Consider the following 11,299-nt stretch of genomic DNA (forward strand, 5'->3'; position numbering starts at 1 on the left):
AGTATTTGGAGGTGTAAATAAATGACCAGAGATAGGGAACTACAATTAAAAAATAAGTTAAAAAATATTATTCGTGAATTTGGTTATGACAACAACATTAAACAATCTGTAATGGATGAATTCAAATCACGCAATCTTCCTGCATTACGTGCTGCATGGGTATTTTCAGAGAATCTTGATTTAGACACACTTACTGATTCAGAAGAAGATATCCAGTTTCTCTTCTTATTTAGTCTTGCCTTGAATAACGCATTAAAAGAAAAAGATATTGATATGTTAAAAGATTATCAGAACTATTTTACAAAGGTAGAAGTGTCTGAATGGGAAAACTATGCTGAAGAAAAAGAGTCTGACAATGTTTTCCCTTACAATTTTAAAGATGCACAAGAGATTGTTCCTGGCCGACAATGGCAAACTAAACTCACAGCACAACAATTAAATGAGTTGTATAATGTGTTAATCTGGAACCCTAATTCTCAAAGGGGGTTCAAGGTAACAAAAAAGGCAATTAGAATTAATGAAGACCCTAATAAAGTTAAAGAGATAGCAAATAGTATGCTTGCTGGAACATATTATCCAGATCACTTAAAGATTAATGTTTTAAAAGGTGAAACAGCACCTATTTGGAATCCTAAAACCAGAATATTGACTTTAAGAGAGGGGACTATCCTGAATATTTTTGATGGTCAACACAGGAAATCAGCTACCGCTTTAGCTCTAATTGAAGAACCAGATTTAGAGTTTGTTTGGCCTATAGTTATTACACATTTATCAGAAATTGAAACACACAATGCAATGGTACAAATAAACAAGCAAACACCTATCAGAGAAGAAGTTATAGCACCGAAAGATTATAGCAAAAATGAAAATCTTGTTGTTGATAAAATTATGGATAGTCGTGGTGATTTAGCAAATGCAACTAAAGATACTGATAGTTTTGTGAAATCAGATAGGGGATTAACAACCAAGTCCATTCTTGCCGATGCAATCAAAGATAATTATGGAGATCAATTAGATTCTGCTATGCAACGTGACGAAGTTGCCAGTTGGATTGTTGAATTTACTAATTATCTCATGGGATATTACCAAAATGAGTTTATTGTTAATCCTTATGAGGTAAAAAAGAATAGTTATATTAACAATTTAAATATGTTTTATGCTTATATTGCACTTTCCACAGTATTAAAAGATAATAAACAATGGAAAGAAGAACTTAAACAAGCGATTGAATCAATTGATTTTAGTATCGAAAATCCAATATGGAGAGAAATTGGGATTATTAAAGAGAATAAAATCAATAAAACCACTAAAAATAAACTGTATAACTTGTTTAAAGGTGGTGTGAAGTAATGGAATTTAAAGTAGATAATGAAATTAAACAAGAATATCTACTAAACAAACCAACGGGAACGGCAGAGAGTGATACTTTTGTGTTGCGAGAATTTGATAATTATGAAGCAAAAGTTGGTAAACAGGTTTATAATCTTAGTATTCCTGAGTTAAATGAAATGTTTTCAATGTTACGCAATACTTCTAAACGTGGAGCAGGAAAAAACAAGTCAATTTTAATAAGTTATATTGATTTTTGCGTTGCTAAAAAAATAGTAGTCCATATGGAAAATAGAGCAAAGTATATTGATGTTGAAAAATTTGTGGCTAGGCAAGCATTATTAAACAAATATATTACTAAAGAAAAACTAATACAATACCAAAATATTCTGTTTAATGAGCAAGACCAATTACTTTTATGGTTGCTTTTCATTGGTGTTAGGGGTAGAACAATTGAAAATGCTACAATGGAGGAAATAATTAATTTAACTATTGATGATGTATTCCCTGAAAAGGGCAGATTGATTTTAAAACAGAATGATGGTAAGGATAGGATATTAGATAATGTAGATGGTTTTATTATTGATTTGATTAAATCAGTCTACGAACAAGAGTTTTACGTTGAAAACAATGGAGAAATGACTAATAATCCTAGAGTTCCAGACCCTAGACGTAGTAAAATTAATAGAACTGGTGAATTTAGTAGACATATTTTTAGAACACCTGGGAAAAACAAGTTTGATAGTTTTAGTCCTAGTTTGCTCAATTCAAGAATGAGAAAAATACAAACTTATTGTGATAATAAATATATTACATGGAGTTCGTTGTATTTTTCAGGAATGCTTCAAATGGCATTTAATATTTATCACGAAAAAGGCGAAATTGATAAAGAAGATTTCATTAATATTTGTGATAGGTATAATTATGGATCAGGTGATCCTCAAAAATACTGGCACGTTTTAAAAGAATTATTTGAGCAATATAAGGAAGTGTTGCGAAATTGATTTTAGAATCTATGTGGAAAAAGCATAAAATATTAACACATATAAAAACAGGACTAGTAGACAAGGGTTATAATTTTAAATCCTTGTCTACTCTTAATTCACAAATTGAATTACTAGATAAGTTAATCAAAGAGGAAAGTTTTAATCAGTTAGAACAACTTCTCAGAAAAACCAACTACCGTCTTCTTAAACAAATAGAAAAGGGCGAAGAATATTTAGTGAGTATTATAAATCATCCTGACCAATGGCAACTATGTAAAATTGACGAATATTGTGAAGAATGTTTGAATAATAATTCATTAATTTTTTGTACGGAACGGGGAGAAATATTGGCATTTAATAAGAATGATTATGGTCAAAAATACATTAATAATAAATGGCAATAAGAAAGGAATGAATTAAATGAATATAGGTCAAAAAATTGAAATATTATTTCAAAGATCGGACTATAAAAATTATGCTGATTGGGGAAGGGCAATGAATTTGTCTGGTGATTGGCTTAATGATATGAAGAAAAAAGATACTATTAAAACTGTAGATATAACCAAATTAATTATATTTACAGAGTTTAATCATATCACTCTTGAAGAACTGTTAAAAAATGATAGATCAATTGACTTTAACGATGATTTACCAGATAATGATATTAAACAAATGTTAAATAAAATTCAAATACAACTTAAAGATGAATCCAAGTTTGAAAATTTTATCATGAATGAAGCAAGTAAAGAAATAACTTATGATGCAATTGATGTTTTAAAGGGATTAATTAAAAGTAACCTATGACATTGCTAAAAATTAATACTTAAATATTTCACTTAAGTCATTCAGTATTCCACACATTTAATACATATTTAACAAGAGTGGAGAATGGCAAGTGAAATTTACCAAAATCAAGAAAAGAAAAATTTATGAGACTTGGTTCCACAAAAACAGGGAAACAGGTTTAATAAGTTATATTTTTCATCTACCTAACGGGAGTTATCATTTTCAAATTTCCTGTTTTAAAAAACGGTGTGGTTCAGAGGGATGTATGAAAGATGATTGTGCTATGTACATTTCATATAATTCTTTAGAATATGGTTTGCAATATGAAACTTTTGAAGAATGCCGTGAAGCTGTTATCCAGTGGCATAAAGATAGAGAGTAGAGGGAATTTTTATTTTTAATTAAAATATTAATATAAATGTATTGACAAATGGTATGATTATGTTATTATTTTAGTTAAGGATGAAAGTTTGAACAAAACTGATGTTTGATTTTATATACTACTTAGATGGGTTAACTGCTGACTCATCAACCTTTTGCTTTAGGGGAGGTAGGTTCGCTACCTACTTCCCCGAATAAATTAACTTATCTAAGTGGTATATAAGAATAAAATCTTTAATTGGTTATAAAACTGGAAAGGAGAATTTTATGGAAAAGTGTTATTTAGCAATTGAACAAACAATAGGACGTTTTTCAGATGTAGATGATAATTGGCGAGTTCTATATGTATTCAAAGATAAAGAAAAACTTATAAAAAAATTGACCGAAGAATTTGGAGAACCTGAATTAGATAGATTTTATAATAGAGGGTACATGTGGGATATAGATCAACATTTTCAATCTAAGCATATTGAAATAAAAGAAAAAATATTATATTAGCACAAAACTTATATTTTGTATTGAAAGGAGGACGAGATAAGTGAAAACTTATACGATTTATAAGTGTGAAATATGTGGTTATGAAGATACAAATATTGAAAAAGTAAAAGAATGCGAAGCACAAGGCAAACCTAAAATTCTTGTTAATATAAGTGATAAAATTAAATTTAAAGATTGCGATGAAACACCAATTGCAAAAGAAATTTTGAATTATGATTCTTTTCGTTATATGGGAATGAATTATTCTGATAGAAGAAATTGGGATAAGTGTTATATTTATGGACAAGAATTAAAAGAATATACTGTTATTGATATTTTTTGTAACGGTCATTCTATTGAATATTATTTAGGAGGAGAAAATTCTTCTGCTTTTCAATGGGGGACACATTTTAATCGCTATCAAGATAATTACTATCCTAAAATTATTGGGAATGAATTAATGAAAAAGATTTTGGATTTATATAATTAATTCCAAATCGGTATTTTATAATGAATTAAATAAAGGAGATAAAATTATGGATAACCTTAAAATTATTAAAATTGGTGATCAAGAATATGTTAAATTATTTGATTATACTTGCAGTAAATGTGGTAAGCCTATAAGCAAAAATGAATGGTGGGATTGGGATATGTGTGAAGAATGTATAATAAAAATTAATTCTAAAGTTAATTCCAAATAGACATTCTGTTAGGTTTTAAGAAAGGATGTTAAATTAATGAAAAATTTTAAATTTGAGAATGAAAAATACTTGTGTAACAAATGTAATAAAGAAAATCCAGTAGTAATAATTACTGGTGGAAAAGTTTATTGGAATTTAGATGGATATAAAATGGTAGATGCCGAAGTATTTGATAAAAGAAAAATAGTGTTAGAGTGTACTTGTGGCAATACAGAAAATGTAACTGATGAAGTGAGAACTATGAATGACTACCTGTTTTTGAAAAAACAAAACCAAATGTAGACTTAGTATTAATATTGGAGGTTAATATGAAAAAATTTAGAATTATTGAAAGAAGAGATGATTATAATTCTGCTCACTATATTGAATGTAATATATGTGAACAAATTAGTCCGTTTGCAGTAAAAATAGAAAATCAATTTATTATAATATTTATGGATGAAGTTATAAAAGTTGAAGAGTGTTAACACAAAAACATCATTTGGTTAAAAGAACTCTTTTAACCAAGAAAAATAAGAAAGGAAATATAAATATTGAGAAAACTTAATGAAAATATACGAGAAACGGATGTAGTAAAAGAACGTAAATGTACCAACTGTAATGAATGGTTTCCTGAAACAGAAGAATACTTTTATATGAGAAATAAGAATAAACCCGAAAGAGGTTTTCAAACCGAATGTAGAAAATGCACAAGTAAAAGATCATATCAATATAAATTAAATAATCCTGAATGGGCAGCTATACAAAAGGAAAAATACCGACAAACAGAGAGTTTTAGTATTTCAAATAGAAAAACTGCCCAAAAACGAAGAGAGATACAAAAAGAATGGCAAAGAAATAATAAAGATAAAATTAATCAATATAATTTAGAAAGAGACTTACATAAAAAACATAAAATAACAAAAGAAGAATTAGATAGATTATATAATTATGCAAATTATTCTTGTATGTATTGTGGCATATCTGAATTAGAATCATTTAGATTATATCATGAACGATTACATAAAGATCATGCCTATAATAATGGTAGTAACAAAATAGATAATTGTATTTTGGCATGTAAGAGTTGTAATAGTTGGAAGCATACAAAGGATTGGGATGAATGGTATACCTCTGATAAATCAATATATACTCAAGAAAGATTTGATAAAATACAAGCATGGTTAAATCGAGATTTTAATGATTAAAGTAAACTATTGATTTTATTTTAATATTTTAGTAAAATGGTAATATAAAATAATTGAAAGGAGAGTATAATACATAATGTGGGATAAACTACCGAGAGAAGAAAAGATAAAAATCGTTAATGCCAGATTAGAAGAAGTAGATATTCAAATCAAAGAGCTTTGTGATATAAGAGAAATATTAGAAGCTGGACAATTAGAATTAAGGTTAAAATAAAATAGAAAAATAAATATACATGGAGAAGGAGTAAATATATTGAAACAACAAACTAATATAATAGATTATAACCCAGATGATATTTTACTTATATGTAATAATGTAGAGCAAGCAATAGAACATCTTATCGTAGAATTTAAGACTTTGAATAAACAAGAAAAAGCTGAAATAATAGTTATGTTTGAAAATTCAAATACATATGTGGGACAATTATTAAAAACTATTTATGAAAACAGTAAACCGAAAAAGAAAAGTAAAAAGAGTAATAATGTAGATGAAAAAGTAAAGGAATAAATTATGGATAATATAATATATATCTTCAATGACGGTGGGTGTCGGGGAAACGGTAAAGAAAATAATATTGGAGGATGGGGTTGTGTTCTCCTATATAACGGTAAGATTAAAGAAATATATGGTAGTGCTAGAAATACTACAAACAATCAAATGGAATTAACATCTTGCATTGAAGCACTTAAAGCAATTAAAAACAAATCAATCTCTGTAAAAGTTACTATGGATAGTCAATATGTAGTTAAGGGTATAACCGAATGGATTTATAATTGGATTAAAAAAGGATGGAAAACTTCAACAAAGAAGTCTGTTGAGAATAAAGAATTATGGAAAGAGTTATTAGAATTGAAAAATCAGTTTAGTGATATTAAGTTTTTAAATTGTAAAGGTCATTCAGATAATGAAGGTAATAATAGAGCAGATGAGTTAGTTAATATTGCTATGGATGAGATAGAAAGTTAAAACCAATTATTCGTTTGGATTAATTATTTAAAAAGCAGGTGTATTAATGGAAGATGAAAAAATTATTTATACTTTAAAATCCGGTTATGAAATGATGTTAGATAAAAATGCTCAGTTAAAAGCAGAATTAAAATCTTTACAAAGATGTTATGATGTTACTAATCAATCATGGAAAGAAATACAAGAAGAGAATAATAAATTAAAAATAGTGATACAAAAAGCAATTGATTATATAGAGGGAGAAAGAACGGCATATGATGCCTTAGGGTTGCTTAGAAGAAGTTTAAATAAATGATTGCTTTTGTTCAAATTTAAAGGAGATGATATTATTAATATAAGAATATTTTTACGGACATTAGGTTGGTTTTATGCAATTGCTTATGGAATATTCTTTTTGGCTGCAACATCCATCGGGAATGAATTTGGATTTATAAAATATACAGGTTTTAGTCAAGCAGATTTAGTATATCTATTATTTGCGGTAGGGGTAGCATTAGTAAGATCAAATAAAGAGGAATAGAAAGAAGGAATTGATTAGTGGAAAAATTTTTTATTGTTACCGAAGATTCAAAATTACATAATGAATATATAAAATACAAGAATAATATTGAGCAAATTAGATTATTAGTTAAAGAATTTTTAGAAGAAAATAATATTGAAACAACTTTATATGGTTATTCTGGAGATGAATTAGCTATTATTCCTACAGAAAATGATATAAATAATTTTGGTAAATTTCTAGGAAAAGAGTTTCAAGATGGTTTACGTTATTTTAAAAAGAACACTAAAATTGCAAAGATATGGGCAAATAAATTAGAAAGTAATAATATAAAAGTATTGCATAAACCTTATGTGCAATTTTATTTTAGGACTAGTTTCAGTGGCAAAAGTTATACAAGATTATTTGATATTGATAATGTAGTTTATTGTTCTTATAGACATGTAGGGGAAGGAGAAATAGATAATCCTGAAGGTATGACTGAGATTAAAGCAAGTAAGTTTTGGGAAATTATTGAGAATGAAGAAGAGAGAAGGAAAGAAAATAATACTTGTAATTAAATTTATATAGTATTAAAATAATAATATAAATATAAAAGGAGGTAAAATTATGAATTTAGAATTTAATATTTACGAACTTAAAGAAGATTCCAAGCAATATAATGCCCTAATTGAAAAATCCAAATCACCTAATAATTTTATTATTGTTGGCGAAGAAAAGGATTGGTATAAAGCTCATATGATTGATGACAGAGGTCTTTGTTTGATTGATGGATTAACAGTAGATGAATTTTCATTATTGATTGATAAAAACGATCTACAAATTAAAACTAATGGTTTTAGTAGAGAAATCATGGAAATGGACATACCTAAGAAATATCTTACCATAAATATTATTGAAAATATCCAAAGATTAAATACCTAGAAATTGGCATTTGTAAAATAGAAAAACTACATAAAATGTTGTTTTTGTCTTAATTTAAGAAAGGAAAGTTTATTTATGGATATAAAAACTAAATTATCAATAGGTGATAAAATAATTGTTATTTGGAGTAATACAAATACAATTCATGAAACTTGTTTAGTTTGTAATGGGCAAAAACGAGTTTCACTTAGTAATAAAGAATATGAATGTCCTGAATGTTATGGAAATGGTTATTCTGAAAGATATGAACCTGAGTGTTGGAGAATAGCGGAAAGTGAATGGACGCCCAAAAGAAGCAAAGTAAAAAGAATAGAGGTTGATATTAAGAAAAATGAAATTGATATAAAATACTTCCCTTGGGGTGAATCAGGTAATTATTTTTATGAAAAAGATTGTTTTGCTACAGTAGAAGAAGCTCAAACAGAATGTGACAAAAGAAATAAAATCATTACCAAAGCCTAATTTCATTTTATGTTAGGAGGTAATAATGAAATATTATTTTGCCAGTATGGAAGATTTTAATAATGTTGAACTTAAACCAAGAATACCTATAGATAGAATGAAAATAGAGAATGATTATACTGAAAGAATTTGTGTATCGCAAAGTATAGTGGGTTGCCTTACTGCTCTACGTAAATTTGACCTAAATGATATTGTTTATATATATGAATGTGAAAGTAATAATGTATATCAACCTACAACCGAAGAAGTTCCTGATGTTTGTTTTACAGGTGAAGAATGGATTCTAGAACCAGTTACTATGAAGTATTTTATGACTATAATAATCGTGAATAAAAAATGGTTTAAAATTAATAATATGGATTTAGCTGTTTATGAATTTAATTAAAGAAATATTATAAAAGGATGATATGGTAATGAGATGGAAATTTGAATTAACTAGTTCTCAAATAGATAAAATTAAACAATGGGATAACCCCAAAACTGGTCACAAATGCACCATAAATAAACAAGGTGATGTTACAGGTGCTAGATTGGAATATATATTTATTCCTACGGGGTTAGGGGATATTGTTAGAGTTAAATGTGATTGTGGTGCAATGTTAGATGTTACTGAGTATTAGGGTTAGAAATAAAAATGAGCCAAAATAAATTGACTCATTTTCACTCTCTTCATTAATCTATTAAATTAATGGTGAGAACCCTAATACTATAATTAACAATTCTAGCATTATCTATACATGTAAATAATGGTAGATAAATTACAACCAATTTTCTCTTTGGTGTACTTTAAAAGAAAGGAGTTAATTATGGATTTTAGTAACTTAAAAGATTATTATAAACGGACAGAAATTGAGAATATTCATTGGGAAATATTTAAAGAATCTGGTGATTACAAAAATTATTTAATCGGAGTTGCACAAGGCTTATATAGTATTTATGATTTAATTAATACATATAAAGATCAAGTAAATGATAATGAAGATTGGTTAAAAGTTATTAAATATGCAGTTGGTCAAGATGAACAGGTAAGCGAATATTTTGATAGATTGTCAAAGAAAAAATCTTAATCAATTCTAGTCTTTATCATGATTTAGATTACTATTGCTATTTTTCAACTGTTGTATTAAAATGATAATATAAATATATAGAAAGGAGAATACATATGAAACAAATAGATATTCTTTATATGGTTAAGGATTTAAATGATGAATTATGTAATCTAAGTCCTGAATTATATGATGATGGGTCATGCTATAATTTCGTATCTACAGGATGGGTTGATGTGGTTACATTTTGTGATCATTGTTTGTATTGTTCTGAAATTGATTCCGAAGAAGATATAGAAAATGCTGGTGGGTTTAAAGAGTATCTTATTCAACAAAGAGATAGGTTTATAGATTTGTTGGTTAAGATGAAAGGTAACTAATAATATGAATGATAAAATTTTAAATCTATTAACTAAGAATGGATTTTTCAAATTAACCAGAGAAGAAAGATTAGAGAAACATAAGGAATTTATTAAAAATATTCCTTACGTGTTAAGTAGTGAAGAAAAAGAAGAATTAGTGAAAATAATCAATAATGAAAATACCAATATATAGGCATTTGTAAATAAAAATAATTGAACCAAATGAATGTTTTATTGAAAGTGAGAATATATGAAAAAATTAAAATGGTTAATGACAGAAGAGGAAAAGAGTAATGAAGTAAAAAAGAGGATAAAGAGAGCTGTTACTGCTATGTATAATGCTTGTAAAACATCTTATGCGGATAATGGGTGTAAAGGATGTCCATTTAGCGTGTCTATAGGATGTAAATTATATGGTCATCCTATTGAATGGGAAGATAAGGTTAAAGAATTGAAAAATATATAAAAGATAACTATGGTAATGATTTGGAAAGGAGAAATTATTATGCCAGATGTATATATAAATTCAATAAAAGAAGTAGTGGCTAAAGATGGAGATTTATCTTGGAAATATGTAATTAAAGATATTGGGGATGAAGGTGTGTTTATAGAATATTATGAGATAAGTCTTGACGGTAAAAGAAATTGGGAAAAGAAATCTGATTTTAGAATTGATTTGTTTTGTGCAAAACAGGTTTTTGAAACAGGTCTTAAAGTTTTTAGTGAAATTTAATCAACACTAAAAATAGGTTTTGTTTTAATACCAAGAAAGGAGAAATATAAATTATGTCAGATACATTCCCGTTATATCCTTCCCTATCTGAAGAAGGAGAGTTAGAAGCACAAGAACTTTTAAATGATTTCACCACTAGAATAAAAAAGATCATGCATGATGCCATTGAAGAAACCGTAGGTGAATTTTATAGTGATATCATTCCTCATATCGAATCTGATTCTTGGAATAATTTTAGAAATTACCTAATGGCTGGATTTAAAGATTACAACAATAGAAAAATACAAGGTTCATATGATTTTAAAGAAATTAGGCAACAGATTTATAAAGAATTTAGAGAAGATATTATAAAAGATTTAGACCAGGACAATTTAAAAGAAATTGAAAAATTAAAAAAGCAAATTGAATTTATGCATCAATGTGAGAGAAATAGATATTAAAACCAAAGAATAGATTTAT

The 11,299-nt window shown here is 27.2% G+C and carries 26 protein-coding genes; all 26 read left to right on the forward strand.

Annotation, left to right across the window (positions count from 1 at the left end):
• Positions 1-21: 21 nt before the first annotated feature.
• The 26 genes from LLF98_RS02600 (at position 22) to LLF98_RS02725 (ending at position 11,280) form a co-directional block, all read left to right on the forward strand.
• Positions 22-1,350 carry a DNA sulfur modification protein DndB gene (locus LLF98_RS02600; protein ID WP_291700560.1) on the forward strand — a complete coding sequence of 443 codons (1,329 nt, stop codon included), beginning with the start codon at positions 22-24 and terminating at the stop codon, positions 1,348-1,350.
• The gene (locus LLF98_RS02605) at positions 1,350-2,333 is read left to right on the forward strand and encodes a hypothetical protein (protein ID WP_291700562.1); all 984 of its coding nucleotides are present in this window, start codon (positions 1,350-1,352) and stop codon (positions 2,331-2,333) included. Before LLF98_RS02600 ends, LLF98_RS02605 begins: the two co-directional genes overlap by 1 nt.
• The gene (locus tag LLF98_RS02610) at positions 2,330-2,719 is read left to right on the forward strand and encodes a hypothetical protein (RefSeq protein ID WP_291700564.1); all 390 of its coding nucleotides are present in this window, start codon (positions 2,330-2,332) and stop codon (positions 2,717-2,719) included. Before LLF98_RS02605 ends, LLF98_RS02610 begins: the two co-directional genes overlap by 4 nt.
• Before the next feature lie 16 nt (positions 2,720-2,735).
• Positions 2,736-3,119, forward strand: a complete 384-nt coding sequence (locus LLF98_RS02615) for a hypothetical protein (protein ID WP_291700566.1) — start codon at positions 2,736-2,738, stop codon at positions 3,117-3,119.
• Positions 3,120-3,749: 630 nt separating this feature from the next.
• Complete coding sequence (locus LLF98_RS02620) at positions 3,750-3,980, forward strand: hypothetical protein (RefSeq protein WP_291700568.1); 231 nt, start codon at positions 3,750-3,752, stop codon at positions 3,978-3,980.
• 40 nt (positions 3,981-4,020) lie between these two features.
• Positions 4,021-4,449: a hypothetical protein gene (locus LLF98_RS02625; RefSeq protein ID WP_291700570.1), complete on the forward strand. Its 429-nt coding sequence runs from the start codon at positions 4,021-4,023 to the stop codon at positions 4,447-4,449.
• A gap of 46 nt (positions 4,450-4,495) precedes the next feature.
• Positions 4,496-4,660, forward strand: coding sequence for a hypothetical protein (locus tag LLF98_RS02630; RefSeq protein WP_291700572.1), 165 nt, complete (start codon positions 4,496-4,498; stop codon positions 4,658-4,660).
• 36 nt (positions 4,661-4,696) lie between these two features.
• A complete protein-coding gene (locus LLF98_RS02635) occupies positions 4,697-4,942 on the forward strand; it encodes a hypothetical protein (RefSeq protein WP_291700574.1) in 246 nt (81 codons plus the stop codon).
• 26 nt (positions 4,943-4,968) lie between these two features.
• Positions 4,969-5,127, forward strand: coding sequence for a hypothetical protein (locus tag LLF98_RS02640; protein ID WP_291700576.1), 159 nt, complete (start codon positions 4,969-4,971; stop codon positions 5,125-5,127).
• Between the two features lie 66 nt (positions 5,128-5,193).
• Positions 5,194-5,847, forward strand: a complete 654-nt coding sequence (locus LLF98_RS02645) for an HNH endonuclease signature motif containing protein (RefSeq protein ID WP_291700578.1) — start codon at positions 5,194-5,196, stop codon at positions 5,845-5,847.
• Between the two features lie 76 nt (positions 5,848-5,923).
• A complete protein-coding gene (locus tag LLF98_RS02650) occupies positions 5,924-6,061 on the forward strand; it encodes a hypothetical protein (protein WP_291700580.1) in 138 nt (45 codons plus the stop codon).
• Positions 6,062-6,100: 39 nt separating this feature from the next.
• On the forward strand, positions 6,101-6,355 hold the full coding sequence (locus LLF98_RS02655) for a hypothetical protein (RefSeq protein ID WP_291700582.1): 255 nt from the start codon (positions 6,101-6,103) through the stop codon (positions 6,353-6,355).
• Positions 6,356-6,358: 3 nt separating this feature from the next.
• Positions 6,359-6,814, forward strand: coding sequence for a ribonuclease HI (gene rnhA, locus LLF98_RS02660; RefSeq protein WP_291700584.1), 456 nt, complete (start codon positions 6,359-6,361; stop codon positions 6,812-6,814).
• 46 nt (positions 6,815-6,860) lie between these two features.
• On the forward strand, positions 6,861-7,109 hold the full coding sequence (locus LLF98_RS02665; protein ID WP_291700586.1) for a hypothetical protein: 249 nt from the start codon (positions 6,861-6,863) through the stop codon (positions 7,107-7,109).
• A gap of 6 nt (positions 7,110-7,115) precedes the next feature.
• Positions 7,116-7,334: a hypothetical protein gene (locus LLF98_RS02670; protein WP_291700588.1), complete on the forward strand. Its 219-nt coding sequence runs from the start codon at positions 7,116-7,118 to the stop codon at positions 7,332-7,334.
• A 17-nt stretch (positions 7,335-7,351) separates the two neighbouring features.
• The gene (locus LLF98_RS02675) at positions 7,352-7,873 is read left to right on the forward strand and encodes a hypothetical protein (RefSeq protein ID WP_291700591.1); all 522 of its coding nucleotides are present in this window, start codon (positions 7,352-7,354) and stop codon (positions 7,871-7,873) included.
• Between the two features lie 49 nt (positions 7,874-7,922).
• The gene (locus LLF98_RS02680) at positions 7,923-8,237 is read left to right on the forward strand and encodes a hypothetical protein (RefSeq protein WP_291700593.1); all 315 of its coding nucleotides are present in this window, start codon (positions 7,923-7,925) and stop codon (positions 8,235-8,237) included.
• Positions 8,238-8,312: 75 nt separating this feature from the next.
• Positions 8,313-8,699 (forward strand): hypothetical protein, encoded by a 387-nt coding sequence (locus tag LLF98_RS02685; protein WP_291700594.1) that lies wholly within the window; start codon positions 8,313-8,315, stop codon positions 8,697-8,699.
• Positions 8,700-8,724: 25 nt separating this feature from the next.
• Positions 8,725-9,084: a hypothetical protein gene (locus LLF98_RS02690; protein ID WP_291700596.1), complete on the forward strand. Its 360-nt coding sequence runs from the start codon at positions 8,725-8,727 to the stop codon at positions 9,082-9,084.
• A 28-nt stretch (positions 9,085-9,112) separates the two neighbouring features.
• Complete coding sequence (locus LLF98_RS02695) at positions 9,113-9,319, forward strand: hypothetical protein (RefSeq protein ID WP_291700598.1); 207 nt, start codon at positions 9,113-9,115, stop codon at positions 9,317-9,319.
• Positions 9,320-9,505: 186 nt separating this feature from the next.
• Positions 9,506-9,766 carry a hypothetical protein gene (locus tag LLF98_RS02700; RefSeq protein ID WP_291700600.1) on the forward strand — a complete coding sequence of 87 codons (261 nt, stop codon included), beginning with the start codon at positions 9,506-9,508 and terminating at the stop codon, positions 9,764-9,766.
• A 95-nt stretch (positions 9,767-9,861) separates the two neighbouring features.
• Positions 9,862-10,125, forward strand: a complete 264-nt coding sequence (locus tag LLF98_RS02705) for a hypothetical protein (RefSeq protein WP_291700601.1) — start codon at positions 9,862-9,864, stop codon at positions 10,123-10,125.
• A 4-nt stretch (positions 10,126-10,129) separates the two neighbouring features.
• Positions 10,130-10,300 carry a hypothetical protein gene (locus LLF98_RS02710; RefSeq protein WP_291700603.1) on the forward strand — a complete coding sequence of 57 codons (171 nt, stop codon included), beginning with the start codon at positions 10,130-10,132 and terminating at the stop codon, positions 10,298-10,300.
• A 57-nt stretch (positions 10,301-10,357) separates the two neighbouring features.
• A complete protein-coding gene (locus LLF98_RS02715; protein ID WP_291700605.1) occupies positions 10,358-10,573 on the forward strand; it encodes a hypothetical protein in 216 nt (71 codons plus the stop codon).
• 39 nt (positions 10,574-10,612) lie between these two features.
• On the forward strand, positions 10,613-10,840 hold the full coding sequence (locus LLF98_RS02720; protein ID WP_291700607.1) for a hypothetical protein: 228 nt from the start codon (positions 10,613-10,615) through the stop codon (positions 10,838-10,840).
• A gap of 53 nt (positions 10,841-10,893) precedes the next feature.
• The gene (locus tag LLF98_RS02725) at positions 10,894-11,280 is read left to right on the forward strand and encodes a hypothetical protein (RefSeq protein WP_291700609.1); all 387 of its coding nucleotides are present in this window, start codon (positions 10,894-10,896) and stop codon (positions 11,278-11,280) included.
• Positions 11,281-11,299: the final 19 nt, after the last annotated feature.

The organism is Clostridium sp., from assembly GCF_021372645.1.
In the GTDB taxonomy this organism is placed as follows: Bacteria; Bacillota; Clostridia; order Clostridiales; family Clostridiaceae; genus Clostridium.

Bases quoted from the DNA above. Each gene is read 5' to 3' on its own strand.
- LLF98_RS02600 (WP_291700560.1), top strand. From the start codon at position 22: ATGACCAGAGATAGGGAACTACAATTAAAAAATAAGTTAAAAAATATT.
- LLF98_RS02605 (WP_291700562.1), top strand. From the start codon at position 1,350: ATGGAATTTAAAGTAGATAATGAAATTAAACAAGAATATCTACTAAAC.
- LLF98_RS02615 (WP_291700566.1), top strand. From the start codon at position 2,736: ATGAATATAGGTCAAAAAATTGAAATATTATTTCAAAGATCGGACTAT.
- LLF98_RS02620 (WP_291700568.1), top strand. From the start codon at position 3,750: ATGGAAAAGTGTTATTTAGCAATTGAACAAACAATAGGACGTTTTTCA.
- LLF98_RS02630 (WP_291700572.1), top strand. From the start codon at position 4,496: ATGGATAACCTTAAAATTATTAAAATTGGTGATCAAGAATATGTTAAA.
- LLF98_RS02635 (WP_291700574.1), top strand. From the start codon at position 4,697: ATGAAAAATTTTAAATTTGAGAATGAAAAATACTTGTGTAACAAATGT.
- LLF98_RS02640 (WP_291700576.1), top strand. From the start codon at position 4,969: ATGAAAAAATTTAGAATTATTGAAAGAAGAGATGATTATAATTCTGCT.
- LLF98_RS02650 (WP_291700580.1), top strand. From the start codon at position 5,924: ATGTGGGATAAACTACCGAGAGAAGAAAAGATAAAAATCGTTAATGCC.
- rnhA (WP_291700584.1), top strand. From the start codon at position 6,359: ATGGATAATATAATATATATCTTCAATGACGGTGGGTGTCGGGGAAAC.
- LLF98_RS02665 (WP_291700586.1), top strand. From the start codon at position 6,861: ATGGAAGATGAAAAAATTATTTATACTTTAAAATCCGGTTATGAAATG.
- LLF98_RS02680 (WP_291700593.1), top strand. From the start codon at position 7,923: ATGAATTTAGAATTTAATATTTACGAACTTAAAGAAGATTCCAAGCAA.
- LLF98_RS02685 (WP_291700594.1), top strand. From the start codon at position 8,313: ATGGATATAAAAACTAAATTATCAATAGGTGATAAAATAATTGTTATT.
- LLF98_RS02690 (WP_291700596.1), top strand. From the start codon at position 8,725: ATGAAATATTATTTTGCCAGTATGGAAGATTTTAATAATGTTGAACTT.
- LLF98_RS02695 (WP_291700598.1), top strand. From the start codon at position 9,113: ATGAGATGGAAATTTGAATTAACTAGTTCTCAAATAGATAAAATTAAA.
- LLF98_RS02700 (WP_291700600.1), top strand. From the start codon at position 9,506: ATGGATTTTAGTAACTTAAAAGATTATTATAAACGGACAGAAATTGAG.
- LLF98_RS02705 (WP_291700601.1), top strand. From the start codon at position 9,862: ATGAAACAAATAGATATTCTTTATATGGTTAAGGATTTAAATGATGAA.
- LLF98_RS02710 (WP_291700603.1), top strand. From the start codon at position 10,130: ATGAATGATAAAATTTTAAATCTATTAACTAAGAATGGATTTTTCAAA.
- LLF98_RS02715 (WP_291700605.1), top strand. From the start codon at position 10,358: ATGAAAAAATTAAAATGGTTAATGACAGAAGAGGAAAAGAGTAATGAA.
- LLF98_RS02720 (WP_291700607.1), top strand. From the start codon at position 10,613: ATGCCAGATGTATATATAAATTCAATAAAAGAAGTAGTGGCTAAAGAT.
- LLF98_RS02725 (WP_291700609.1), top strand. From the start codon at position 10,894: ATGTCAGATACATTCCCGTTATATCCTTCCCTATCTGAAGAAGGAGAG.